The 25,129-nt window shown below is 64.6% G+C and carries 22 protein-coding genes and 1 pseudogene; 9 read left to right on the top strand and 14 right to left on the bottom strand.

All coding sequences use genetic code 11. The features are described from left to right. The first annotated feature begins 46 nt into the window (after window positions 1-46). The 5 genes from mnmE (at window position 47) to GL4_RS01620 (ending at window position 5,783) form a co-directional block, all read left to right on the top strand. Window positions 47-1,366: a tRNA uridine-5-carboxymethylaminomethyl(34) synthesis GTPase MnmE gene (gene mnmE, locus GL4_RS01600; RefSeq protein ID WP_244462660.1), complete on the top strand. Its 1,320-nt coding sequence runs from the start codon at window positions 47-49 to the stop codon at window positions 1,364-1,366. Between the two features lie 161 nt (window positions 1,367-1,527). Further along, window positions 1,528-3,411, top strand: a complete 1,884-nt coding sequence (gene mnmG, locus GL4_RS01605) for a tRNA uridine-5-carboxymethylaminomethyl(34) synthesis enzyme MnmG (RefSeq protein ID WP_045369211.1) — start codon at window positions 1,528-1,530, stop codon at window positions 3,409-3,411. Next, window positions 3,408-4,073, top strand: coding sequence for a 16S rRNA (guanine(527)-N(7))-methyltransferase RsmG (gene rsmG, locus GL4_RS01610; protein ID WP_052464038.1), 666 nt, complete (start codon window positions 3,408-3,410; stop codon window positions 4,071-4,073). Before mnmG ends, rsmG begins: the two co-directional genes overlap by 4 nt. After that, on the top strand, window positions 4,070-4,873 hold the full coding sequence (locus GL4_RS01615; protein ID WP_045363831.1) for a ParA family protein: 804 nt from the start codon (window positions 4,070-4,072) through the stop codon (window positions 4,871-4,873). Before rsmG ends, GL4_RS01615 begins: the two co-directional genes overlap by 4 nt. 43 nt (window positions 4,874-4,916) lie before the next feature. Continuing rightward, entirely contained in the window at window positions 4,917-5,783 is an 867-nt protein-coding gene (locus GL4_RS01620; protein WP_045363834.1) for a ParB/RepB/Spo0J family partition protein, read from the top strand. Between the two features lie 37 nt (window positions 5,784-5,820). On the opposite strand, the gene pyrE is transcribed toward GL4_RS01620, so the two are convergent. From pyrE to leuS, 4 genes are all read right to left on the bottom strand, one after another. Further along, window positions 5,821-6,408 carry an orotate phosphoribosyltransferase gene (gene pyrE, locus GL4_RS01625; protein ID WP_045363837.1) on the bottom strand — a complete coding sequence of 196 codons (588 nt, stop codon included), beginning with the start codon at window positions 6,406-6,408 and terminating at the stop codon, window positions 5,821-5,823. Window positions 6,409-6,478: 70 nt separating this feature from the next. Next, the gene (holA, locus tag GL4_RS01630) at window positions 6,479-7,414 is read right to left on the bottom strand and encodes a DNA polymerase III subunit delta (RefSeq protein ID WP_052464039.1); all 936 of its coding nucleotides are present in this window, start codon (window positions 7,412-7,414) and stop codon (window positions 6,479-6,481) included. A 150-nt stretch (window positions 7,415-7,564) separates the two neighbouring features. After that, window positions 7,565-8,089 carry an LPS assembly lipoprotein LptE gene (locus GL4_RS01635; protein WP_045363843.1) on the bottom strand — a complete coding sequence of 175 codons (525 nt, stop codon included), beginning with the start codon at window positions 8,087-8,089 and terminating at the stop codon, window positions 7,565-7,567. Continuing rightward, window positions 8,076-10,682, bottom strand: a complete 2,607-nt coding sequence (gene leuS, locus GL4_RS01640; RefSeq protein WP_045363846.1) for a leucine--tRNA ligase — start codon at window positions 10,680-10,682, stop codon at window positions 8,076-8,078. The genes GL4_RS01635 and leuS overlap by 14 nt, the downstream gene beginning before the upstream one ends. 171 nt (window positions 10,683-10,853) lie before the next feature. Here leuS and GL4_RS01645 point away from each other — a divergent pair, with 171 nt between their 5' ends. After that, window positions 10,854-11,549 carry a YggS family pyridoxal phosphate-dependent enzyme gene (locus GL4_RS01645; RefSeq protein WP_045363849.1) on the top strand — a complete coding sequence of 232 codons (696 nt, stop codon included), beginning with the start codon at window positions 10,854-10,856 and terminating at the stop codon, window positions 11,547-11,549. A 10-nt stretch (window positions 11,550-11,559) separates the two neighbouring features. Here GL4_RS01645 and GL4_RS01650 read toward each other — a convergent pair whose 3' ends face one another. After that, a complete protein-coding gene (locus tag GL4_RS01650) occupies window positions 11,560-12,087 on the bottom strand; it encodes a L,D-transpeptidase family protein (protein WP_244462661.1) in 528 nt (175 codons plus the stop codon). A gap of 147 nt (window positions 12,088-12,234) precedes the next feature. Here GL4_RS01650 and GL4_RS01655 point away from each other — a divergent pair, with 147 nt between their 5' ends. Then, a complete protein-coding gene (locus tag GL4_RS01655) occupies window positions 12,235-12,924 on the top strand; it encodes a response regulator transcription factor (protein WP_045363852.1) in 690 nt (229 codons plus the stop codon). Window positions 12,925-12,961: 37 nt separating this feature from the next. Here GL4_RS01655 and GL4_RS01660 read toward each other — a convergent pair whose 3' ends face one another. The 7 genes and pseudogenes from GL4_RS01660 to tesB all read right to left on the bottom strand — a co-directional run bounded on the left by GL4_RS01660 (window position 12,962) and on the right by tesB (window position 21,884). After that, complete coding sequence (locus GL4_RS01660) at window positions 12,962-13,783, bottom strand: exodeoxyribonuclease III (RefSeq protein ID WP_045363855.1); 822 nt, start codon at window positions 13,781-13,783, stop codon at window positions 12,962-12,964. Between the two features lie 340 nt (window positions 13,784-14,123). Further along, window positions 14,124-14,948, bottom strand: a complete 825-nt coding sequence (locus GL4_RS01665; protein WP_082025399.1) for a LolA family protein — start codon at window positions 14,946-14,948, stop codon at window positions 14,124-14,126. A 114-nt stretch (window positions 14,949-15,062) separates the two neighbouring features. Beyond that, window positions 15,063-17,429: pseudogene (locus GL4_RS01670) on the bottom strand (FtsK/SpoIIIE family DNA translocase); the annotation flags it as partial. A 164-nt stretch (window positions 17,430-17,593) separates the two neighbouring features. Beyond that, complete coding sequence (locus GL4_RS01675; RefSeq protein WP_045363858.1) at window positions 17,594-18,808, bottom strand: aminotransferase class I/II-fold pyridoxal phosphate-dependent enzyme; 1,215 nt, start codon at window positions 18,806-18,808, stop codon at window positions 17,594-17,596. A 206-nt stretch (window positions 18,809-19,014) separates the two neighbouring features. Then, entirely contained in the window at window positions 19,015-20,199 is a 1,185-nt protein-coding gene (locus tag GL4_RS01680) for an ammonium transporter (RefSeq protein ID WP_342016326.1), read from the bottom strand. 254 nt (window positions 20,200-20,453) lie between these two features. After that, window positions 20,454-20,792, bottom strand: a complete 339-nt coding sequence (locus GL4_RS01685) for a P-II family nitrogen regulator (protein WP_045363861.1) — start codon at window positions 20,790-20,792, stop codon at window positions 20,454-20,456. A 225-nt stretch (window positions 20,793-21,017) separates the two neighbouring features. Then, the gene (tesB, locus tag GL4_RS01690; RefSeq protein WP_045369220.1) at window positions 21,018-21,884 is read right to left on the bottom strand and encodes an acyl-CoA thioesterase II; all 867 of its coding nucleotides are present in this window, start codon (window positions 21,882-21,884) and stop codon (window positions 21,018-21,020) included. A 171-nt stretch (window positions 21,885-22,055) separates the two neighbouring features. On the opposite strand from tesB, the gene GL4_RS01695 reads away from it, so the two are divergent. Next, a complete protein-coding gene (locus GL4_RS01695; RefSeq protein ID WP_045363864.1) occupies window positions 22,056-23,303 on the top strand; it encodes an FAD-dependent monooxygenase in 1,248 nt (415 codons plus the stop codon). 4 nt (window positions 23,304-23,307) lie between these two features. After that, on the top strand, window positions 23,308-24,213 hold the full coding sequence (gene gluQRS, locus GL4_RS01700; RefSeq protein ID WP_045363867.1) for a tRNA glutamyl-Q(34) synthetase GluQRS: 906 nt from the start codon (window positions 23,308-23,310) through the stop codon (window positions 24,211-24,213). Between the two features lie 24 nt (window positions 24,214-24,237). Here gluQRS and GL4_RS01705 read toward each other — a convergent pair whose 3' ends face one another. Both GL4_RS01705 and GL4_RS01710 read right to left on the bottom strand, forming a co-directional pair. Then, window positions 24,238-24,450 (bottom strand): Trm112 family protein, encoded by a 213-nt coding sequence (locus tag GL4_RS01705; RefSeq protein ID WP_045363870.1) that lies wholly within the window; start codon window positions 24,448-24,450, stop codon window positions 24,238-24,240. Beyond that, window positions 24,447-25,124, bottom strand: coding sequence for an LON peptidase substrate-binding domain-containing protein (locus tag GL4_RS01710; protein WP_045363873.1), 678 nt, complete (start codon window positions 25,122-25,124; stop codon window positions 24,447-24,449). The genes GL4_RS01705 and GL4_RS01710 overlap by 4 nt, the downstream gene beginning before the upstream one ends. Window positions 25,125-25,129 lie beyond the last annotated feature (5 nt).

A 25,129-nucleotide genomic window follows, 5' to 3' on the forward strand; every position in this document is an offset into this window, starting at 1 on the left:
CCGAGTACGATAGCCTATGAAACACACGCATCCTCATCATGGAACAGTGGACCCGCGGCCAACGTCCGGAGGCGACACGATTGTGGCGCTTGCGTCTGGCGCGGGGGTGGCAGCCGTCGCGGTTGTGCGCGTCTCGGGCCCGGGCACCCGTGCGGTACTGGAGAACCTCATCGGTTCGGCGCCTGTTCCACGTGAAGCATCCTTGCGCCGCATTGGCGGTATCGACCGCGGGCTGGTGTTGTGGTTTCCGGGTCCGGCAAGCTTCACGGGCGAGGACATGGCCGAGCTGCAGGTGCACGGCGGCCGCGCCGTCGTGAAGGCCGTGGTTGAAGCCGTGCTGGCGACCGAAGGCACGCGCCTTGCGGAGCCCGGCGAGTTCGCCCGGCGGGCCTTCGAGAACGGCAAGCTGGATCTCACCGAGGTCGAGGGTCTGGCAGATTTGGTCAGTGCGGAGACGGAAGCGCAGCGGCGGCAGGCGTTGGCGCAATCCGAAGGTGGGCTGCGCCGGCTCTACGAGGGCTGGCGGGCGGAGCTTCTGAAGGCGCAAAGCCTCATGGAGGCCGGGCTCGACTTTTCCGACGAGGCCGACGTGGCGGAGGATGCGACGCGGATGGCCGGCGATGTAGTGGGGGCCCTGCTCCCGAAGATCGAGGCGCATCTCGCGGACAAGAGCGGCGAGCGTCTGCGGGATGGCTTCCGTGTCGTAATTGCCGGGCCGCCCAACGCGGGCAAGTCGTCCATCTTGAATGCGCTGGCGAAGCGCGACGTGGCGATCGTGTCCGAGGAAGCCGGCACAACGCGCGACGTGATCGAGGTGCATCTCGATATCGGCGGCATGCCGGTGATCGTCGCGGACACGGCGGGCCTGCGCGAAGGCGGCGGCGCCGTCGAGAGCGAGGGCATCCGCCGTGCGGTGTCGCGCGCGCAAGGCGCCGACCTCGTGCTTTGGATCGTGGATGCGGCGGAACCCAATCCGGAAGCCGCGCCGGGTTTTGGCGGCGTGCCGGTTCTGTCCGTCACCAACAAGTCCGACTTGGTCTCACGTTCTGCGGCTGGAAGCACATCGGGGGTGACGATGTCGGCCAAGACCGGAGAGGGCCTCGAGGCGCTCATTGCCGAGCTGGGCCAGCGCGCGGGTGCGGGTATCGGGGCACATTGTGCCGCGCCGATCACCAGGACACGCCATCGGGTCGAGCTTGTGTCGGTTCGGGACGCCCTGAAACGATTTGTTAACCACGATCTCGATTCGGAACTCCGGGCGGAGGAGTTGCGGATCGCCGCGCACCATTTGGGACGCCTTACGGGCCGGATCGACGTCGAGGAAGTGCTTGGCGCCATCTTCTCCGAGTTCTGCATCGGGAAGTAGGAGCATGCGCCCCGTGCGCGACCGAAATGATTCACGTGAAACGTTGCTGAAGGCGCACGTCAGAATGATTCACGTGAAACATCGTCCCGGTAGGTCGTCGATGGCGGCTCTGCTTTGACGCGGGCGCATTTCGCCACTACTTAGCGCCCATGAAGGACAACATGAGCGACGCGCCTACACTGAAGCCCTACGACGTGATCGTCATCGGCGGTGGCCACGCCGGCTGCGAAGCCGCGAGCGCGGCCGCGCGGCTCGGTGCGCGCACGGCTCTGGTGACGCATAGCGCATCGTCCATCGGCGAGATGTCGTGCAATCCTGCCATCGGTGGCCTGGGCAAGGGGCACCTTGTGCGCGAGATCGATGCCCTGGACGGGCTGATGGGCCGGGTCGCCGATGCCGCTGGCATTCAGTTCCGCATGCTGAACCGGAGCAAGGGGCCGGCGGTGCAGGGGCCGCGTGCCCAGGCCGACCGCAAGCTCTACCGGGAGGCCATGCAGGCCGCCATTACCGCGACCGAAAATCTCGAGGTGATCGAGGCCGCGGCTGAGGACCTTATTGTCGACGGCGATCGCGTGGCAGGCATCGTCACGGGCGACGGCCGCCGGCTCGTCGCGGGTGCGGTGGTCCTGACGACCGGCACGTTCTTGCGTGGGCTCATCCATATCGGCGACACGCGCATTCCGGCCGGTCGGATGGGCGAAGCGCCGGCGCTTGGCCTGTCCGAGCGCCTGTATGGTCTCGGCCTGCGTATGGGGCGCTTGAAGACGGGCACGCCCCCGCGTCTCGACGGGACGACCATCGATTGGGCCCGGCTGCAGGAGCAACCCGGCGACACGCCGCCGGTGCCGTTCTCGTTCCTCACGGAAACCATCTCGACGCCGCAGGTGCCCTGCCACATCACCTATACGACTGAAGAGACTCACAGAATCATCGAGGCGAACCTTTCGCGGGCGCCGATGTACTCGGGCGCCATCGAGAGCGTCGGTCCGCGCTACTGCCCGTCCATCGAGGACAAGGTGGTGCGCTTCAAGGATCGGGCGAGCCACCAGATCTTTCTGGAGCCCGAAGGCCTCGACGACGAGACGGTCTACCCGAACGGGATCTCGACCTCCCTGCCCGAGGACGTCCAGCACGCGTTCCTGAAAACCATTGCGGGTCTCGAGAACGTTCACGTGAAACGTCCGGGCTACGCGATCGAGTACGATTACGTGGATCCGCGCGAACTGCATCCGAGCCTCGAGACGAAGGTCGTGCGGGGTCTTTTCCTTGCCGGCCAGATCAACGGCACCACGGGATACGAAGAAGCCGGCGCGCAAGGCCTCATTGCGGGTCTCAATGCCGCGAAGGTCGCAGGCGGCGACCGGGATCGCTTCGCCGTGACGCGGGCCGACGGCTATCTCGGCGTGATGATCGACGATCTCGTGACGCGGGGCGTCACCGAGCCGTACCGGATGTTCACCTCGCGGGCGGAATACCGGCTCATGCTACGCGCCGACAACGCGGACCAGCGGCTGACGCCGCTCGGCATCGCCGTGGGCTGTGTGGGCGCGGAGCGCTGCCGGTCTTTCGAAGCGAAGGCGGACCGTCTGGCGGCAGGCGCGGAACTCCTCCGCGGCCTGACGCTGACGCCGAACGAAGCCGCAAACGCGGGTCTCGCCATCAATCGCGATGGGCGCAAGCGCAGCGCCTTCGATCTTCTGAGCTACCCGGAGATCGATATTGCCCGGCTTACGCAGATCTGGCCCGAGATCGGGGCGCTCGATGCCGCCACCGCCAATCAACTCGCAATCGATGCCCGCTACGCGGTTTACATCGCGCGACAGGAATTGGATGTCGCCGCGTTCCGCAAGGACGAGGCCATAGCGATCCCCGCCGATTTCTCCTACGAGGCGCTTCCGGGTCTTTCCAACGAGCTGCGGCAAAAGCTGTCTCGGCATCGGCCGGCGAGTCTCGGGCAGGCGGCGCGCCTCGATGGGATGACGCCGGCGGCGCTGATGTTGCTCCTTGCCCATGTGAAAAAGAGCGCACCAGCGAAAAGCGCATGAGTGCGGACAGTAAACGCGGCGCCCTCGCATCGAGTGCGGAATCGTTCGCCGACACCTTTAAAGTTTCACATGAAACAATCCACAGGCTAGAGCGCCTTGTGGACCTCCTGGAGCACTGGCAGAAAACGACGAATCTCGTCGCCCCCTCCACGCTTCCGGACGTCTGGGGCCGCCATCTGGCCGACTCAGCGCAGCTTTCAGGGCTTGCACCGAAAGCGCGACTCTGGCTCGATCTAGGATCGGGCGGCGGCTTTCCAGGATTGGTGGTCGCCATCCTTCGAAGCGGCGATCCGGACTTCCGCATGCATCTCGTTGAATCGAATCACAAAAAATGCGCGTTCCTCGGCCAGGCGGTACGGGCTGTTCAGGCCCCTGTGGACATTCATGCGATGCGTATTGAACAGTTTGCGGAAAACGCCCAAAGCCTAAGGCCGGACGTGGTCAGCGCCCGTGCGCTCGCGCCGCTGCCCCGTCTCTTGGAGCTTGCAGAACCGTTTCTGCGAGGTGAAACCCGGGGGCTGTTCCTGAAAGGCCGCGAAACAGAAGCCGAGATCGCCTCCGCCCAAGACCGGTGGAGCTTCGGTCATGTGTGCCATCCAAGCCTGACGGCCGACGACGCGTGGGTCGTTCAGGTCACGAATCTGCGCCGGAGGCCCGCATGAGCCGGAGCATCATGCGCGTCATCGCTCTCGCCAATCAGAAAGGGGGCGTCGGCAAGACGACCACGGCGATCAACCTCGGGACCGCCCTCGCCGCCGTCGGCGAACGCGTGTTGATCGTCGACCTCGATCCGCAAGGCAACGCCTCGACGGGACTCGGCATCGATCAGCGCGAACACTCGACATTCGACGTTCTCACGGGCGATGCCTCGATCCTCGACGCGAAGGTCGCGACGCACGTCCCGCGCCTGTCGATCATCCCGGCGACCATCGATCTCATGTCGTTCGAGCGAGAAGTCGGCGAGAGCAGCGGCAAACACTATCGTCTGCGCGATTGCTTCGCCGAGCTGGCTGCCAGCGAGAGCGACGACGCCCGCACGACCTACGTGCTGATCGACTGCCCGCCCTCGCTCAATCTTCTGACGCTCAACGCCCTGGCGGCGGCAGACGCCGTGCTGGTGCCGTTGCAATGCGAGTTCTTTGCCCTTGAAGGTCTGGCCCAGCTCTTGAGCACCGTCGAGGAGATCCGCGGCCGGCTCAATCCGAAGCTGCGCATTCACGGCGTGGTCCTGACCATGTACGACCAACGCACCAGCCTTTCGGACCAGGTGGTGCAGGACGTCCGGGATGTCCTCGGCGACAAGGTCTACACGACTGTGATTCCCCGGAACGTGCGCGTGGCCGAGTCGCCGTCGCACGGCAAGCCCGTCCTTCTCTACGATTACAAGTGCAGTGGAAGCCAAGCCTATATCCAACTCGCCTCGGAGGTCATCGAGCGCGAGCGGCGGATCAAGGCGGCATGATGCGGGGACGGCCCAATGCCGTCCGGAACTGGAGACCAAGAAGATGGCAGTGAGCGCACAGAAGAAACGATTGGGCCGGAGCCTCGCCTCCCTCATCGGAGACGAGCCGACAGGAGCCGCGCTTGCTTCCGAGGATCAGCGGACCGTAGCTCTATCGGCGCTAAAGGCGAGTTCGTACAACCCGCGCCGGGATTTTTCCGACGAGCACCTTGAGGAGCTTGCCGCCTCGATTCGCGAGCGCGGCCTCGTCCAACCGCTCGTTGTGCGCCCCAAAGGAACCGACAAATACGAGATCGTCGCCGGCGAGCGCCGCTGGCGTGCGGCTCAGCGGGCCAACCTCCATGAGGTTCCCGTAATCATCCGTACACTGACGGACAAGGAAGCAATCGAGATCGCGATCATCGAGAACGTCCAGCGCGAGGACCTCAACGCCATCGAAGAGGGCGAGGGCTATCAGGCGCTCATGGACGGTCACGACTACACGCAGGAAGACCTCTCAAAGGTGATCGGCAAGAGCCGCAGCCACCTCGCCAATACGCTCCGTTTACTGAAGTTACCGAAGGCCGTCCGTGATCTCGTCCGCAACGGCGATCTCAGTGCCGGCCACGCCCGCGCGCTGATCGGGCGCGACGATGCCGCGAAGCTCGCCGAGCGTATCGTCAAGGAGGGTTTGACCGTGCGCCAGGTAGAGGCGCTGGCGCAGGAACAAAAGGCGAAGGGCAAAACCAAAGCCAAGGCCGGTAAGGACGCCAACACGCGCGCCGCCGAAACGGAGCTGCACGAGGCTCTGGGCCTGCGCGTCGAAATCAAGAGCGGCCGCGGCGAACGCGGCGAGCTGCGCATTCGCTATACGAATTTCGATCAGCTCGAAGACTTGCGCGAACGGCTCATGCGTACGCCCGGCCGATAGCCACAATCGTCGTTCCTAAATACGACGTATACGGACGTTATTCCGTGCCGCCGCCAAGGAACTCCTCGGCCTTGAATAGAGATTTGAAGGGCACGCCCGCGTCGGCATAGAGTGCCGCCGCGCCTTCGCCCCGGTCGAGGATCGAGATGACCAGGGACACCTTGGCGCCGGCATCCTCGACGACCTTGACCGCATCCATGGCGGAGCCTCCGGTCGTCGTCACGTCTTCGAGAATGACGACTGTCTTTCCGGCAATGTCGTTTCCGTCGACGCGTTTCTTGGTGCCGTGATCCTTCACCGCCTTGCGCACAAAAAAGCCGGGCAGGTAACGGCCATAGGCGGGGGACTTCATGGCGACGGGGGCGATCAAGGGCACGGCGCCCATTTCCAACCCGCCGACGGCATCGGCGTCGATCCCCTGAAGCTCCTCGAGAATCAGCTCGGCCATCAGCGCCGCGCCGTCCGGGTCGAGCATGGCCGGCTTCATGTCGAAGTAGTACGTGCTCTCCTTGCCCGAGGCGAGGACCACCTTGCCGCGGCGGAATGCCTTCGCCTGCAACAGCATAAAGAGCTTGTTGCGGCGCTCGAACGTCGCGGGGTCCTGTCCGGCAGCCTGGTGCTCCATTGCCCATTCCTCTGAAAGTGAAGTCGCCTACTGAATAAGAACGGGCGCGCGCGGCGTCAAACCCGGGGTGTCAAACTTTCGACGCGAGCGCCAAGAGAAGACGTTCCCCGAAGGCGGGCCCGAGGTCGGGCGACCGCCGGGTCCGGCGCACCGCCTCTTGGATGAGGGGCAGGGTGCTCGCCAGCCGCCTTGGGCCCCATTTGCGGCAGTGCTGAAGAAACATGTCGCGGCGCTTGTAGTGCAGCGGCGGCCGCAGTCTCTTGGCGCCGTCCTCGAGTGTGCCCTTGTGGGTGGCGACGAGGTAGAGCTTGGTGAAATGCCGCGACAGGGCGCCGAGGGCCACGGTGCGGTCGGTGCCCGACGCGGCGAGCCGGTTGAGTTCGCGCAAGGCCCCGGCTGCATCGCCTGCGCTCACCGCGTAGACGAAATTGTCGAGCGCGATCTCCGAAGCGTCGCCGACGATCGCGGCGACATCGTCGTGGGTCACCTGCTCCGCACCTTGCGCATAGAGGGCGAGCTTGGCGACCTCGCCCCGCGACAGTGCCTGGTCGGCCCCGAGCCGTCCCATCAGATAGGCTTTGGTGTCGCGGTCGATGGACAGGTGGCTCTTGGCGAGTTCGGTCTCTATCAGGTCCGACAGGCCGCGCTCGTCCGCATAACAGGGGAGGGCGGCGGCCTCGGCATGCTTCTCGAACAGCTTCCGTAGGGCCGCGTCGGGCCGGAGATTTCCCGCCTCGATGACCAGGGGATTGTCCGAAGGTTCAGAGAACAGGGCCTTGAGCGCGGCGACGTCGAGTTTGGCGCCGGCCTTCGCCCGCACGACCTTGCCGGAAGCGAACATGGAGCGCGTCCGGCACTCCACCTCCAGCCGCGCCGGATCCTCCGCGAAATCCCGGTCGTCCAGCCGGACCACCTCGGCGTCCGGCCCAAGGCCGTCGGCCAGTTTCTTGGCGAGGGCGGCGGCCTGCTCGGACACGAGCCCGGCATCGGGGCCATACACCAGCATGGCCCGGCACGCGGGATCCGGGGATCGGAGAAATCGTGAAACGCTGGCGGCTTTATAGGCGACCATGGGACCAAGCAATCACGGGCTTAAGCCAGCACGGGACTAGACCGTCCGCAAATCATGAGAACGCCGCCGTGCCGTTGAAGCTGGCTACGTTGTCGCAAGGTAGGCCGCGAGCTGGCTCTTGATGCTTTGCGAGACGGTCTCGGCGGCGCGGTCCTCGGCGTTGTACCGGGCCCGGACATTGGCGAACACTTCCTGGAACCGAGTATAGGGTGCGCGCGAAATGGCCGTGCCTTCGTGGATGACTTTCCCGGTGGCGATGTCCGTGAGCTTGTACTTTGCTTGGAGCTGGTACACTTGCCCTTGCGCGTTACCCGTCACCTGCACGAGCTGCTGAATATCGCGTTCTTTCAAGGCGATCTTGAGCTGATAGCGGGGGGTGGGCGCGGCGGCGCCGCCGGTGTTCGAGAAGATCAGTTCGTTGCGGACCTTCTGCCCGACACGGCCCGGGATCGGTTGCACGTCGACAGCCGACATCGCCTCCGAAAGCCGCGTGCCGGAGGCGGTCGTCGTACTGCTGCCGTAGAGCGGCTGGAATCCGCACCCCGCCAGGCCCAGCCCGGCGATGGCGGCTACCGCGACAACAGCGAATGCGCGACTACGCGACCACATTGACGATCCTCTGTGGTACGACCACGATCTTCCGAATTTCCCGTCCCTCAATGGCGCGCGCGACCGGAGCCAGCGCAAGCGCCGCAGCCTCAATATCTTCTTTCGCGGCGTCGCGCGCAATCGTCAATTCGCCTCGCCTCTTGCCGTTGACCTGGACGGCGATGGTGACCGTATCTTCGGTCAGCAACGAGGAATCGGCTTCAGGCCAGGCCTGCTCTGCTACAAGTCCTTGATTTCCCAGAATTTTCCAGCATTCCTCGGCCAAATGCGGCACCATCGGCGCCGCCAGCCGCACCAGAGCCTCGGCAGCCTCGCGAATCGCGAATTTCGACCCCTCGGTCGGGGCTTCGGCCTGCAGCGCCGAGGAAAGCGTACCGGCCAGCTCGTAGATCTGCGCCACGGCCGAGTTGAATCGGAGCCGTTCGACGGCGCTCGTGACCGCAGCGATGGTCTTGTGGGTCGCCCGGCGCAAGGCCAGGGCATCGTCGTCCAAGTTCGCCGGACAAGCGGTTCCGGCGGCAGTGCCCGTCAGCGCGGCCTCGCCGGCGAGACGCCAGATGCGCTGCAGGAAGCGGTGGGCGCCGTCGACGCCGCCCGTGGTCCACTCGATATCGCGCTCGGGCGGGGTGTCGGAGAGCATGAACCAGCGGGCCGTATCGGCGCCGTAGGTTCCGATGATGCTGTCCGGATCGACCACGTTCTTCTTCGACTTCGACATCGATTCGACCGCGCCGACCGTCACGGGCGCGCCGGTTGAGACGTGTACGGATTTTCCGTCGCGCGTGGCGACGTCCTCCGGGAACAGCCATTTGCCGTTCTCGTCCTTGTAGGTCTCGTGGGTGACCATGCCCTGGGTAAACAGACCTTTGAAGGGCTCGTCCAGCGCCACGTGTCCCGTCTTGTGCATGGCGCGCGTGAAAAAGCGCGCATAGAGCAGATGCAGAATCGCGTGCTCGACGCCGCCGATGTACTGGTCAACGGGGAGCCAATAGCCGACCGCGTTCGTGTCCGTCGGCACATTGGCCCGCGGCGAACAGAACCGCGCGAAGTACCAGGATGAATCCACGAACGTGTCCATGGTGTCGGTCTCGCGCGTCGCGGCTCCGCCGCAACTGGGACAGGTCACGTTCTTCCAGGTGGGATGCCGGTCGAGCGGATTGCCCGGCACGTCGAAGGTCACGTCCTCGGGCAGCTTGACGGGCAGGTCCTCGTCCGGCACCGGCACGAGCCCGCACGTCTCGCAATGGATCATGGGAATGGGACAGCCCCAATAGCGCTGGCGGGAGATACCCCAGTCGCGCAAGCGGAATTGCGTCTTACGTACCCCTTGCGGCGCCCCGCCGATCTCGCGCGCTTCCAGACGATCCGCCATGGCGTTCTTCGCGTCGACCACGGCCAGGCCATCGAGGAAGTCCGAATTGAACAAAGTCCCGTCGCCCGTGTAGGCCTCGTTGCCGATCTCGAACGTTTTGGGGTCCGCGCCGGGCGGCAGCACGACCGGCAGCACCGGCAGTCCATAGGCCCGGGCGAATTCCAGGTCGCGTTGGTCGTGCGCCGGGCAGCCGAAAATGGCGCCGGTGCCGTACTCCATGAGAATGAAGTTGGCGATGTAGACCGGCAGCTCGGCGCCTTCTATCACCGGATGGGCAACCCGCACGCCGGTGTCGAAGCCCTTCTTCTCCAGCGTCTCGATTTCCGCCGCACTCGTGCCGTGCCTTTGGCATTCCTCGACGAAGGCGCGCGCATCCGGATTTGACGAGGCGATGGCCTGCGCAAGCGCGTGGTCGGGCGCGATCGCCACGAAAGATGCGCCGAAGAGCGTATCGGGACGGGTGGTGAAGACCTCGACGGTCTCGAAGCCCTTCGGGCTGCTCCCCGCCATGGTCTCGAACTTGAGGAGCAAGCCTTCAGACCGGCCGATCCAGTTCGCCTGCATCAGGCGCACTTTGTCCGGCCAGCGCTCGAGCGTCTCGAGCGCGTCCAACAGATCCTGGGCGTAGTCCGTGATCTTGAAGACCCATTCCGGCTGCTCTCGCTGCTCCACCAGCGCACCGGAACGCCAGCCGCGTCCGTCGATGACCTGCTCGTTCGCAAGCACCGTGTTGTCGACCGGGTCCCAATTCACCTTGCGCGTCTTGCGGTCGACGAGGCCTGCCGCGAGCATGTCGAGAAAGAGCTTCTGCTGCTGGTGGTAGTATTCCAGATCGCAGGTGGCGATCTCCCGCGACCAATCCAGCGACAGGCCCATGCTCTTCAGCTGGCCGCGCATGGTCGCGATATTGTCGTAGGTCCACTTGCCCGGATGGACGCCGCGCTCGATGGCGGCGTTTTCGGCTGGAAGGCCGAACGCGTCCCAGCCCATGGGGTGCAGCACGTTGTAACCGCGCGCGCGCATGAAGCGGGCGACCACGTCGCCCATCGTGTAGTTGCGCACATGGCCCATATGGATCCGGCCCGACGGGTACGGAAACATCTCGAGCACGTAGTATTTTGGGCGCGCTCCGTCGTCCTGCGCCTCGAACAGGCCCTTATCGTCCCAGGCCTTCTGCCAATGCTTTTCACGTGCCGGCGCGTCGTAGCGGTCCGCGGCCATAGTCACCCCATTCGGTTCTCGATTGCGCGGCAATCGAAACCAAATCGGCAATCGGGTCAAGCGCGTGGTGAGGTCGCGGGGCGCCATGACCTGCGCGGGCGCTCGACAGGACCTGCGCGGGCGCTGGACATGCCCGATGCCGCCGCTAATGATGGGCGCCGGGAATCCTGCATGACCACAGAAAGCCACTCCGCCGCTGAAATTCCGGCCCGCCTGAATCTCGTTCGGGAGGAGATTCGTCTCGCCTGCGAGGGTGCGGACCGGCCTGCCGATGCCGTCGAACTGGTCGCCGTCAGCAAGACCGTGCCGGCTGCCGCGATCGAAGACGCCATCGAGGCGGGCCAGTGCGTCTTCGGCGAGAACCGTGTGCAGGAGGCGCATGCCAAGTGGCCCGCGCTGAAGGAGCTTCACGCCGGCATCGAACTCCATCTCATCGGGCCGCTGCAAACGAACAAGGTCAAGGACGCCGTTGCGCTCTTCGACGTCATCCAAACCGTGGACCGGCCGAAGCTAGCGCGAGCCCTCGCCGAGGAAATGGAGCGCACCGGCAAGCGGCCGGGCTGTTTTGTTCAGGTCAACACGGGCGAAGAGCCGCAAAAAGCCGGGGTGGCGCCGGACGATGTCGCAGAGTTCGTCGAGCTCTGCCGCGAGACCTTCAATTTGCCGATCATGGGATTGATGTGCATTCCCCCCTTCGACGAAGAACCCGCCATGCACTTCGCCTTGCTGGCCAAGCTGGCCGATGAGCTCGGCCTTTCTGATCTCAGCATGGGCATGAGCGGAGACTTCGAGACGGCAATCGCCTTTGGGGCGACCTATGTGCGGGTCGGCACGGCGATCTTCGGTGAACGCGTTCTGCTGGAATAGAAGACGCAGGCTACGGCACGACGAGGATGCGGCCCCCGGGACGCAACTCGGCCAGCACCGCCCGCAGATCCCGCAGCGAGAAGGCGATGCAGCCTTCGGTTGGCGTATAGCCGGGCCGTGCGAGGTGGCAGAAGATCGCGCTGCCGCGTCCCCGGAGTCTCGGCCGGTCGTTGTGTCCCAGAACCAGCACGATGTCGTAGAGCGCGTCGTCGCGCAGCATCGATTCGGTGCTCGGGCCGTAGGGAATGCGGACGGGCCGGTTGTAGTTCCTGTCTGAAGGGTCGTCGCACCAGCCGTCGCGCGGGCCGATCACCTTGAGCGGAAACGCGGTGCGCGGACGCAAGAGCCGGTCCGCCCGGTAGAACACGCGGCGCACGGGCAGCGGCCCGGTCGGCGTGCCGCCGTCTCCTTCGCGTTTGAGGGACTTGATGCCGCCTCTCCCCAATGCCGCCCGACGGACACCGTGGGCGAGCTGCACCCGCGCCTCCGTCGGCCGTCCCGGTGCACGGCGGACAATGATGGGCTTGGGCCGTTTCACGCCCGCAGGGCCTCCATTCGCCAATACGCCAGAGAATCGAATACTTGTAGCTTCGCTGCGCCCCCCTTAAGAACGTGTACCGAGAAACTGTCCTGCTGGCGATCAGCAACAAGCCCTTGGCAGAAATCAGTCGGGAAGGACCGCCCCATGAGCAATGCGCGCAAGATTCTCATCATCGACGACGACGATGAGCTGCGCGAGTCCTTGAGCGAGCAGCTGTCTCTACATGAAGAGTTCGAAACCGAACTCGCATCGACAGCGCAGGACGGACTCAAGCTTGCCCGCAACGGTCACGTGGATTTGGTCCTGCTGGACGTGGGGCTGCCGGATCTCGACGGCCGCGAAGCCTGCAAACTCCTGCGGCGCGGCGGGTTCAAGGGACCGATCATCATGCTGACGGGCCAGAGTTCCGACGCCGATACCATCCTGGGTCTCGAGTCGGGCGCGAACGACTATGTCACCAAGCCGTTCCGGCTCGGAGTCCTTCTGGCACGCATTCGGGCGCAGCTCCGGCAGCATGAGCAAAGCGAGGACGCGGTCTTCACCATCGGGCCGTACACGTTCAAGCCTGCCTCGAAGCTGCTGCTGGAGGCCGATGGCGGCAAGAAGATCCGGCTTACCGAGAAAGAGACGTCCATCCTCAAATATCTCTATCGCGCCGGAGAACGGGTGGTGACGCGCGACGTCCTGCTGCACGAGGTCTGGGGCTACAATGCCGGGGTCACGACCCACACGCTCGAGACCCACATCTACCGTCTGCGCCAGAAGATCGAGAAAGATCCGTCCCAGGCCGAGCTCCTGATCACCGAGACGGGCGGCTACAAGCTCGTTCCCTGACACGGCGACGCCCACGTCGGCCTGCCTGGCGGTCGCGTCACGCGATCTCGAAATCCGATATCACCGGCACATGGTCCGACGTGCGCTCCCAGTCGCGCGTCTCTTGCAGGACCCGCATGGCGACGGCCGCGCCCTCCAGGGCCGGCGTCGTCCAAATATGGTCGAGGCGGCGCCCCCGGTTGGCGACGCGCCAATCTCGGTTGCGATAGCTCCACCAGGTGAACAGAGATTGCTCGGGAGGCACATGGCGGCGCATCACGTCGATCCAGTCGTGCGAGGCGAGCGCCTTTGCCATCCGTTCGGTCTCGGGCGGCGTGTGGCTGACCACTTTCAGAAGCTGCTTGTGGGACCACACGTCCGTCGGCAGCGGCGCCACATTCAGATCGCCGACCAGGATCATGCGGTTCTTGGCCTTGGTTTTGTGGGCGGCCGACCAGGCGGTCAGGGCATCGAGGAAATCGAGCTTGTGCTGGAACTTGTCGTTGGCGGCCGGATCGGGAATATCGCCGCCCGCGGGTATGTAAAAATTGTGTAAAGTCAGTGGCTTATGACCAATCAGACCGTCGTCGATCACGACCGAGACGTGGCGGGCATGCCCGTCGCCGCACAGATCCAAGCGGTCCATCTTAACGAGCGGAATCTTCGAGACCGTGGCCACGCCGTGATAGCCCTTCTGGCCGGTCACGGCGATATGCGGAAAGCCCATCGCCTCGAAGGCCGCACGCGGAAACTGGTCCTCCTGGCACTTGATCTCTTGGAGGCAGAGCACGTCCGGGTTTTCGGCGCGCACGAAGCGCTGGACGAGGTCGAGCCGAAGGCGAACGGAGTTGATATTCCACGTGGCCAATCTGAAACGCATGATCAGGCTTGCTAAGCCGTCGCAGGGGCCCGCGCAATGGCAAGGTCCGGCTGGGGCGCTGTTTTCTGGGGATCACCGGGGAGGAATGGGCCGGGCAAAGAAAAAGGCGTCCAACCGCTGCGCGGGGTTGGACGCCTAAGCGCGTTCTTCGCGCGAGCCGGGAGGGAAGCCGGCTCGAGCAGATCACGTCTTCGGCTAGACGGGGGGCACTGCCGATGAAAAGCGACGTGATCCGCTTCTGTTCAAGAGATATGCAGTACCAGAGGCGACTTCAAGCTCTGCCACAAGAAAAACTTAATAAGTAGTAAAGACGATGAAGTTGACGCCGTAAGCCTCTGATTTATCCGCCCATTCTAAACGGGTTGGTCTTTTCCTTGATCGTGAAGAAACTGGGCGGTTTCTTGCGCCCCCGGACGAGACTGTCGACGGTGACGCGCGTGGTCAGGCCCTGCGCGTCGGTGATGGTCCACTCCTCCAGCTCCAGGGCGCTGCCGGACTTGAACAGGAGCCGGATATGGCCGGCAGTGCCCTTGCGGTCTTCGAGCGTGATCGCGAGGCTCCCGTTATCCCGTTCGACCCCGACAATCTTGGCATCCCGGCCAAGATCGACCGTGTCGGCCAGCAGCAGTCGGAACGGGGTCGACTTGATGGGATACTTCTCGACCGTCTTCAGGCTCGTATCCTGAATGCCGAGCGAATGGCCGTCGGCGACAATGCGCAACGGGCTCGGCGGTGCGTAGTCGAAGCGGATCTTGCCGGGACGAAGCACGTAAAACCGCCCGGAAGAGCGATTGTTGCTGGCGTCCGTCTGATTGAAATTGCCCTCAAGGCTAGTCATGCCGTTGAAGTAGGCGTTGATCTTGCTGACCGCCGCAGCCTGCTGCTGCCCCATCAAAGGTGTCGGTCCCTTGGCCTGCTCCACCGCGACCTGCCAGTCGGCCCCCTCGTCGATCTTGGGAGGCACGACCTCTTCGACCGGCGCGGCGCTCTCGACCGGAACAACGCTCTGGTCGATGCTCGGACGCAGAGCCTCATGAGATGCGGGCTGTTGCGCGGGCGTCTTGGTGACGGTTGTCGAGGAGTCCTCAGCATAGGCCAGACCCATGGTCAGGCAGAACGCAATCGGCAGACCTGCGGCGGCTCGTGCAGCGCAGCCTTTCGTCATAAATCCCCCATCGTCGGAGCCCGCTTGGCGAGGACGTGTGTTCAACGCCTCCGAATAGACGATTCCGCAAAATATGGTCAACTTATTGGCGGCGACCCGTTTTGTCGCGGGCCTTTAGTAGGGGGAAGCGCCGTCGTCGTTGCCGACGAGGATTTCGCGCTTGCCGGCATGATTGGCCGGGCCGATCAGGCCCTCTTTCTCCATCCGCTCGATCAGGGTGGCGGCGCGATTGTAGCCGATGCCCAAGCGGCGCTGGATGTAGCTGGTCGAAACCTTCTTGTCGCGAAGCACCACGGCCACGGCCTGATCGTACAGGTCGTTGCTGCCGTCGCCATATTCCGGCGTGCCGCCGTCCTCGTCGTCGCCGGACTCGTCGTCTTCGGTGATCGCATCGAGATAGGCAGGCACGCCCTGCTTCTTCAGATGACGGACGACCTTCTCCACCTCGTCGTCGGACACGAACGGGCCATGCACGCGAATGATGCGCCCGCCACCAGCCATGTAGAGCATGTCGCCCTGGCCCAGCAGTTGCTCGGCGCCCTGCTCGCCCAGGATCGTGCGGCTGTCGATCTTGGAGGTGACCATGAAACTGATGCGCGTCGGGAAGTTCGCCTTGATGGTGCCGGTGATGACGTCGACGCTCGGCCGCTGCGTCGCGGTGATGAGATGAATGCCGGCCGCGCGGGCCATCTGCGCCAGGCGCTGGACCGCGGCCTCGATGTCCTTGCCGGCGACCATCATGAGGTCGGCCATCTCGTCGACAATGACGACGATGTACGGCATCGCCTCGTAGTCCATCTCTTCCTGCTCGTAGATGGCTTGTCCGGTTTCGCGATCGAATCCGGTCTGGACTGTGCGGGTCAGGGTTTCGCCCTTCGCCTCGGCCTGCGCGATGCGGGCGTTGTAGCCCTTGATGTCGCGCACACCGAGCTTGGACATGCGCTTGTAACGCTCCTCCATCTCGCGAACCGTCCACTTCAAGGCGACGACGGCCTTTTTCGGATCGGTGACGACGGGCGCGAGGAGATGTGGAATGCCGTCATAGACCGACAATTCCAGCATCTTCGGGTCGATCATGATGAATTTGCACTGCTCTGGCGACATTCGGTAGAGCAGCGACAGGATCATCGTGTTGATGCCGACGGACTTGCCCGAGCCGGTGGTGCCCGCGATGAGCAGATGCGGCATCCGCGACAGGTCGGCCACCATGGGCTCGCCGCCGATGGTCTTGCCGAGCGACAAGGCCAGCCGCGCATCGGTCTGCTGGAAGTCGGGCGATTCGAACAGTTCACGGAGCATCACCATTTCGCGCCGCTCGTTCGGCAACTCGATGCCGATGGCATTGCGTCCCGGAACGACGGCGACGCGGGCGGCGATGGCGCTCATGGACCGGGCGATGTCGTCGGCGAGGCCGATGACGCGGGAGGATTTCGTGCCCGGCGCCGGCTCCAGCTCGTAGAGCGTGACCACGGGACCCGGGCGCACATTGGTGATCTCGCCCTTCACGCCGAAGTCCTGAAGCACACCTTCGAGTTCGCGCGCATTTTCCTGCAAGGTCTCGTCGCTGATGCCGGCGCCACGCGCCACGCGCGGCTTCGCCTGCAGCAGCCTCACGGACGGCGGGTCGAACGGTGCGCCGCTCGGGCGGGCCGCGACTCGCGTTTGCTTGCGGACAGGTTTGTTTTGCGGCTCCTCGGTGCGCGTGATGCGGTATCCGGGTGCGGCAGGACCGTCCTCGTCGCCGTACGTATCGTCGCCATAGCGAGTGTCGACGAGCGGCGCCGGGCCGAAGGACGGCTCGATGCGGCCATCGTCATAGGCGAGCAGCCTCTGCTCCTCCTCCGGGTCTTCCCAGGGCTGGACATCGGGCTCCAGGTCCTCGTCGGCCTCGTAGTCGTCGTCACTGACGGCCGCCGTGGCGCTCGGCTTGCGGCGGAACAGGCGCCGTACGCGCGCGAAGCTGTCGATCATGACGTGCATGGCGGCGCCGAGCCAGGCGTTGGCCCATTCCTCGGCCGCGCTCTGCCGCGGGGCCCACAGGCCGACCAGCTTCGAGACACTGGTGCCGCTAGCGAAGAACAGGAGCGCGAATCCTGCGATCATGAACACAAGACCGGCGACAAAGGACACGGCCGCTTCGGGCAGGAACGGCCCGATGACATGGGCGCCGGCCATGATGAAGTCCCCGAGGATGCCACCGAGCCCGTTGGGGAGGGGCCAGCTCTTCGGCTGTGGCAGTCCGGCGAAGGCGGCGGCCAGCAGGAGGCCGGCGAAGGGCCAAGCCAAGAGGCGGTACTTGATCTTGCCGGGGACCGTATCGGCCACCAGGTGCCAGCCCCAGGCCGCCAGAGGCAGGAACATGAAGATCGCCGCGAGCCCCAAGGATTGAATGCCGAGGTCGGCGATCACGGCGCCCCAGTCACCCAGCAGATTGCGTGGGACGACGGGCGTTGCGTTGTTGAGGCTGGGATCGTGAACGGACCAGGTCGCCAGCGCCAGCCACACGGCGCAGGCGCCCGCGATCAGGACGAATCCGTAGGTGCCGAACATCAGGCGCCGCAGGCCGTGCGCTACAGCGCTTGGAAGGAGGCGTCGCTTCGGTTCTGATCTGCCTGTCGCTGCCATCCCTCTCGCCCGCTGCCCCTCTAACCCAATGTGGCGACGATCCGCGCAAGGCCGTCGCGCGTAGTCTCCGCGTCGTGCACGAGCGCAAGGCGGACGTAGTCCCGGCCCTGATCGGCCTGGCCGTCTTGCGACTTCGTGAGATAGGTCCCGGGGAGAACTTTGACGCCACATCCTTTCCAAAGGGTTTTCGCGGCCTTCTCGCCACCCCCGAAATCGGCCAGATTCAGCCAAAGAAAAAAGCCGCCCTCCGGCCGGGCATAGCCGTATCGGCCCTGAAGGATGGCCTCTGCAGCCTCGAAATTGGCGCGGTAGAAGGCGCGTGCCTGCTCCACATGGGTCTCATCGGCCCACGCGGCTGCGGAAACGTATTGGATCGGCAGGGGAACCTGCGGACAGGCGACGTTCCGGAATCGCTCGAAAGCCGCCAGAAACGCCGAGTCGCCCGCGACAAATCCCGACCGCAGGCCGGGAAGCCCGGAGCGCTTTGAGAGGGACTGGAAGGAAACAACGTTGGCGAGGCTGCCCGTGGCTGCTTGCGCCACCTCCAAGGCCCCGGCAGGCGACTTCTCGGTGTAGATCTCCGAATAGCATTCGTCGGCGCAGAGCAGGAAATCGTGGGTGCGGGCGAGGCGAATCGCCTTCTCGAGATAGTCGCGGGACGCCACCGCGCCTTCGGGGTTCGAGGGCGAGCACAGATACAGCGCCACCGTCCGCCGGAGGAGCCCCACGTCCACCTTGTCGAGATCGGGCAGAAACCCCGTCTCGGCGCCGGATCTCAGAAAGATCGGCTCGGCGCCCGCAACTGCGGAGGCAGCCGCATAGACCTGATAGAAGGGGTTCGGAATGAGGACCGCCGGGTCTGCAACCTCCGGCTTTCGCGCTAAGGCCGGGAAAATTGCAGAGAAGAGTCCCTCGCGCGAACCGTTGAGCGGCAGCACATGCCGTTCCGGGTCCACCACGCCGTCGAGCGCGGGGTAACGGCGCGCGAGCCAGCTTGAGATGGCGTGCCGCAGTTCAGGTATGCCGCGAATGGGCGGGTATTTTCCGAACGACGCGATGTGCTCGTCCAGCACGGGCTGCACGAAAGAGGGCAGCGCCGTGTGAGGTTCTCCCAGCGAGAACAGAATCGGATCGGCCCCGGGAGGTATGCCCTCCAGCAGCGCGTTCAGGCGCGCAAAGGGCGAGCGGATCAGAACGTCGAGAGCGGTTTCAGAGAAAGCTTCAGTGTTGGACATCGTGCGCCTGCGTGTAGGCCAAGTCGCGGCCCGCAGCAACGGCGCGCTTCGCGGCACTGGCTCGCGCCGACGCTTGGCGCCTCGACATAAAGAGACCCCGGCGTCGAAGTGACGCCGGGGTCCGAGGTGGAGCTAGCTGTCAAGGGAGGAGGAGACCTAGCTCGAATTCTCCAATCTTCTTGTCCCTCTTTGTTTTGCGCGAAGGCTTATTGGACGGTCTCACCGTGAAGGTTGATGTCCAGGCCCTCGATCTCGACCGGCTCGCTGACCCGGAGACCCACCAGAATGTTGGTGACGATCAGGATCACGAAGGTCGCGATACCGCACCACACGATGGTGGCGACGATGCCCCAAAGCTGGGTCAGCACCTGGCCGGGGTTCCCCTCGAGCAGGCCGGCCGTACCGCCGATCGCCTCAACGGCGAAGACGCCGGTGAGGATGGCGCCGACGATACCGCCAACGCCGTGGATGCCCCAGACGTCGAGCGAGTCGTCATAGCCAAGCGCCTTCTTCACGGCAGTCGACATGAAGAAGCAGATCACGCCGGCGGCAATACCGATCCAGAGTGCGCCCCAACCATCGACGAAGCCGCAAGCCGGGGTAATGGCCACGAGGCCCGCAACGGCACCGGAGATGATACCGAGTACGGACGGCTTCTTGTGGACGAGCCATTCGACGAACATCCACGCAAGAGCCGCAGCTGCCGTGGCGACCTGCGTCGCGAGCATGGCCATGCCGGCGCCGCCATTGGCACCGAGAGCCGAACCGGCGTTGAAGCCGAACCAGCCAACCCACAGCAGAGAAGCACCGATCACGCTGAGCACCAGATTATGCGGTGCCATGTTCTCGTTCGGGTAGCCCACGCGCTTGCCGAGGAAGATACACGCCACGAGAGCGGCAACACCGGCATTGATGTGAACGACCGTACCGCCAGCGAAGTCGAGAACGCCATCTTCCGAAAGGAAGCCGCCGCCCCAGACCCAGTGCCAAACCGGCACATAGACGATGATCAGCCACAGGCACATGAAGATGCACACGGCGGAGAACTTCATGCGGTCCGCAAAAGCACCCACTATCAGGGCCGGGGTAATGGCCGCGAAGGTGAGTTGGAACATGAAGAACACCGATTCGGGAATCGTGCCGCTCAGCGTGTCCGTGCCGATCCCGGCAAGGAACATCTTGTCGAAGCCGCCGATATACGCGTTCAGCGAACCGCCGTCGGTTGCCGCCAGCGAGTAGCCGACGATGTACCACAGCAGCGTCATCAAGCAGACGATCGTAAACACCTGCATGAGAACAGCCAGGACGCCCTTCTTCCGGACGAGACCGCCGTAGAACAGGGCGAGACCGGGGATGGACATCATCAGCACGATAGCCGTGGCGACGATCATCCAGGCCGTGTCGCCTGTGTCGAGAGTGGCTTCAGGTTCGGCCTCCTCGCCTGCTTCGGCGAGAGGTTCTTCTGCCGGCGGCTCTTCAGCCTGGGCTACCTGAAACTCGGTCATCTGGGCACTTTGAGCAGTGGCCGCCTGAGAGGCGCCCTCAGCAAATGCCGAGTCGGCATGGAACAGCGCTACCAAAAAGAGCGCTGCGACCACGCCGAACATGTATTTGGCAAAGGTCGTCATCTTCAACTTTCCCCCAATCACAGTGCAGATTCGTTGGTTTCGCCGGTGCGAATGCGCACCGTTTGCTCGACGGGAACGACGAAGATCTTGCCATCGCCGATCTGACCGGTCTTCGCGGCTGCGACGATCGCATCCACTGCGTTGTCGACCATCTTGGCCGGCACCACGACTTCGATCTTGATCTTCGGTAGGAAGTTCACCGCGTACTCGGCGCCACGGTAGATTTCCGTGTGGCCTTTCTGCCGTCCGTATCCCTTGACCTCGGTAACGGTCATGCCTTGCAGTCCAAGCTCTGTGAGGGCTTGGCGCACCTCGTCGAGCTTGAATGGCTTGATGATTGCCATCACCAGCTTCATCTGTTTGAGCCCTCCTAATGTTGACGGCCGTCTGGGCGGTTGTCGCCGCAGTTCAGCCGTTGGAACCCGTTAACAGAGTCAAGCTGCGTGCCAAGTCGGCAAATGTGGCCCCAACTCGTTGGTTTTACGGAAAATTTAGGATGTTCCGCCGTCTGTGCGCATTGCTTGAGCAGCGATATGATGCACAAACAGGTGGCAAAAATAGCCCATTGCATAGAAAATAGGCTATTTGGACGGCAGGCGTTCGCGCACAAGCCCCTCCTGGGCGGTCGAGGCGACCAGCAGCCCGTCGCGCGTGTAGAAGGTCCCCCGGCAAAATGCGCGCGCGGCGCCCGAGATCGGGCTGTCTTGAGCGTAGAGCAACCATTCGTCCGCCCGGAACGGCCGGTGAAACCACAAGGCGTGGTCTAGGCTTGCGAGCATCAGGCTTGGGTCGAAGACGAACCGGCCATGGGCAACCAGGGCCGTATCTAAAAGGGTGAAATCCGAGGCATAGGCGAGGACGCACTGATGCAAGGCCGGGTCGTCGGCCAAGGAGCCGCTTGCCCGGATCCAGATGTACTGGCCCGGGTCGCGCTTCTGCGGCGACAAATAACGCGACAGATCAACGGGGCGCATCTCGATCGGACGCTCGGCCTGCCAATAGGCCTTGGCCGGAGGGGGCATGCGATCCATCAGCGTCTCGGCCAGCGCCTCCTCGCTCGGGACCTCCTCGGGGGGCGGCACGTCGGGCATCGGCATCTGGTGTTCGAGACCCTTTTCTTCCCGCTGAAACGACGCCGACATGGAAAAGATCGGGTGGCCGTGCTGGATCGCCACAACATGCCGGGTCGAAAAGCTCTTGCCGTCCCGCAGTCGGTCCACCTCGTAGATGATCGGTACGGCCGGATCGCCGGCGCGCAAAAAATAGGCATGGAGCGAATGCGCCCCCCGGTCCTCGACGGTCCGCTGGGCGGCGACGAGGGCCTGGCCGATGACCTGGCCGCCGAACACCCGCTGCCATCCGATCTGCGGGCTGAGGCCCCGGTACAGATTGTGCTCCAGGGGTTCGAGATCGAGGATGGACAGGAGTTGGTCGACGGCAGCGCTCATATGAAAGACCTCGTTCGACGGCGTGGGGTAGGGCGACGCGCCCGGGCCCAAGCCCATAGCAGCTTGATCGCGGGTACGAAAAGCCGCTTGTCCGCCGCGACGGGTAACACAGCAGCCAGGTGCGGCCTGCAAGATGTGGCGCGGGCGCTCGCGCTCCCCTATAGAAGGCGAGTGTCGCAGAGCGCCAAAGGACAGAGCGGTTTTCGCATCGTCGTTGCCGGCGGAGGTTTCGCCGGTGGCGTCCTCGCCCTGGCGCTGGCACGCCTTGCGCCGAAGACATGCCGCGTGACGCTGGTCGACGCGGCCCCGCCGGACGCGACCAGAGACCCTGACGGGCGCGGGCTTGCGCTCTCCCCGGCGTCGAAGAATCTCCTCAACGCCGTCGGGCTGTGGTCGCGCCTTGAACCGGGCGCGCAGTCCATGGACGCGATCGAAATCACGGACAGCCCGCTCAATGCGGCCTTGCGGCCTCATCTTCTGGGTTTTGCGGATGAATTGAAGGACGACGGGACGAAGGCCTGGCTCGTCGAGGCCGGGGCGCTGCTCGGGACGATCGCGGACGAGGTTCGCGACGAACCGGGGATCGAGCTGATCGCGCCGGATACGGTGCAGACCTTCGAAACCGACGGGTTCGGCGCCACCATACATCTGGCGAGCGGGCGAAACTTGCGGGCGGCGCTGCTGGTTGCCGCGGACGGAAAGAAGTCGAAGCTTCGCGATCTCGCCGGCATCAAGTGTATCGGCTGGTCCTACGCGCAGATGGGGATCGTGGCGACGATCGCCCATGAGCGGCCGCACAACGGCCGCGCGATCCAGCATTTCCTTCCCTCGGGGCCCTTTGCCATTCTGCCGCTCAAGGGCAACCGCTCCTCGATCGTCTGGACGGAGGAGGCCGGCCTCGCGAAGACATTGGTCGAAGGCGACCCGGACATTTTCTTGGCCGAGCTGAGCCGCCGCTTCGGCCACCGCTTGGGCGCTATTTCTCTTGAAGGATCCCCACGTGCCTTTCCGCTCTCGTTCCAGATGGCGCGGGCGTTCGTCGGGGAGCGCCTGGCGTTGGTGGGCGATGCGGCGCATGTGGTGCACCCGCTGGCCGGGCAGGGACTCAATATCGGGCTGCGCGACGTCGCGGCGCTCGTCGAAGCCATCACCGACAGCGCGCGCGTGGGACTCGATATCGGGTCGGCGACGGCGCTTGCGCGCTATCAGCGCTGGCGGCGCTTCGATAGCGCGTTCTCAGGCGCCGCGATGGACGGCATGAACCGGCTGTTCTCGAACGACAGCGCGCCCTTGCGGGCGATCCGCGATCTCGGCATGGGGCTCGTCGATCGCGCGCCCGGCCTCAAACGCTTTCTCGTCCGCGAGGCCGCGGGCGCGACAGGCGACGTCCCGCGCCTTCTCCGCGGCAAGGCGCTGTAGTGGCATGGCGATTCAAGCGGCGGCGTCTTCGGGCTTCGTGACGCGCTTTGCGCCGTCGCCGACAGGGCTTTTGCATCTAGGGCATGCGTATTCAGCGCTGACGGCCTGGGAGGCCGCGAAAGCCGCGGACGGGCTGTGTCTCCTTCGCATAGAGGACACAGATGCGGGCCGCGTCCGTCCCGAATACGAGGCCGCGATCTACGACGATTTGTCCTGGCTGGGACTCACTTGGCCGGAGCCCGTGATGCGCCAGTCGGAGCGGCACGCGGCCTATGCGGATGCGCTCGCCCGCCTCGGCGCGCTCGGGCTGACCTATCCGTGCCGATGCACGCGCGCCGATATCCGGGCCGCGTTTGCCGCGCCGCAGGAAGGCGCCACGCCGAAGGAAGGCGCCACGCCGGAAAGCGATGCACCGCTGGTCTATCCAGGCACGTGCCGGGGGCGCTCCCTGTCCGACGCAGGGCCCGAGGAAGCGATCCGCCTCGATCTCGACCGCGCGCTCCGCCTCGTCCGGGGAGAAAGATTGACCTGGCTCGAAACGGGACCGAGACACGCGGGCGCGCAGGCGCTCCATCCCGACACCATGCGGGACGAGATCGGCGACGTGGTGCTGGCGCGGAAAGACAGCGGCACGGCGGCCTATCACCTCGCAGTCGTGGTCGATGACGCGGCCCAAGGTGTGACGCATGTCATCCGCGGAGAGGATCTGCTGGATGCGACGCCGATCCACCGTCTCCTGCAGGCGCTCCTCAAGCTGCCCGTGCCGGTTTGGCACCATCATGCGCTGGTCCGCGATGAGAACGGCAAACGCCTCGCCAAACGTGACGATGCGCGCGCGATCCGCGCCTATCGAGACTCGGGAATGACGCCGGCCGAGGTGCGTGATTTGTGCCGCGCCCAGGCATCGTGAAGCCCGGCGCGGCCGTCCTTAGGGCTAGCTCTGGTCGAGCTCCCGCGCCTCTTCCGGCAGCATGACGGGAATGCCGTCACGAATGGGGTAGGCCAGCCCGGCCGCGCGGCTGATCAGTTCCTGGCGCTGCGCATCGTAGTCCAACGACGTTTTTGTCAGGGGGCAGACTAAAATTTCAAGGAGCCGCGGATCGACGCCGCTGCTGTCAGCGTTCTCTGTCTTGCCGGGATCGGTCATTGCAGCGAAGTCCCTGAGTTGTCATCGCGTGAGGCCAATTCCATTTCCGCCAGGGCGACCAGGGCCTCGGCCCGCGCCCTGAGGCTTTCCGCTTCGAGGAGCGCCTGCTTCTCCTCGGGCCCGTAGGGCGACAGGATAGAGAGCGTGTTCACGAGCTGCTCGTTCGCCGCCTCGTTGATCCGCTCCCAGTCCGCGTTCAGGCCGTTGGCCTCCAGGTAGCGCCGAAGCGTTGCAAGCAGGCGCACGCGATCCACATCCTCCTCGCCGAGATCCGGTATAAAATCGTCTGCATACGCACTAAAATCGGCGGCGAAGAGCCGGAACGGCGCATCGGAGGAAATCTCTTCCCCGACCTGGAAGCGCGAAACACCCGTGAGAGAAATAACCAGCGGTCCATCGTCGGTCTCGTTGAAGGCGGAAATGCGCCCCACGCAGCCGACGGAACGGACTGCAAAGGATTTCCCTCTCGGCGACTCCGCTGAGCCCGTGTCGCCGGCAGGCTGCACCACGCCGACGAGGCGTCCATTCGCCAAGGCATGATCGACGAGCGCAAGGTAGCGCGGCTCGAACACGTTCAGCGTCAGCGAGGCGCGCGGAAGCAGGATCGCGCCGCGCAAAGGAAACACGGGCAGAACCGAAGGGAGATCGCCGGGACTGTCGTAGACGGTTGTCATGGACG

Source organism: Methyloceanibacter caenitepidi, from assembly GCF_000828475.1.
Lineage (GTDB): Bacteria > Pseudomonadota > Alphaproteobacteria > Rhizobiales > Methyloligellaceae > Methyloceanibacter > Methyloceanibacter caenitepidi.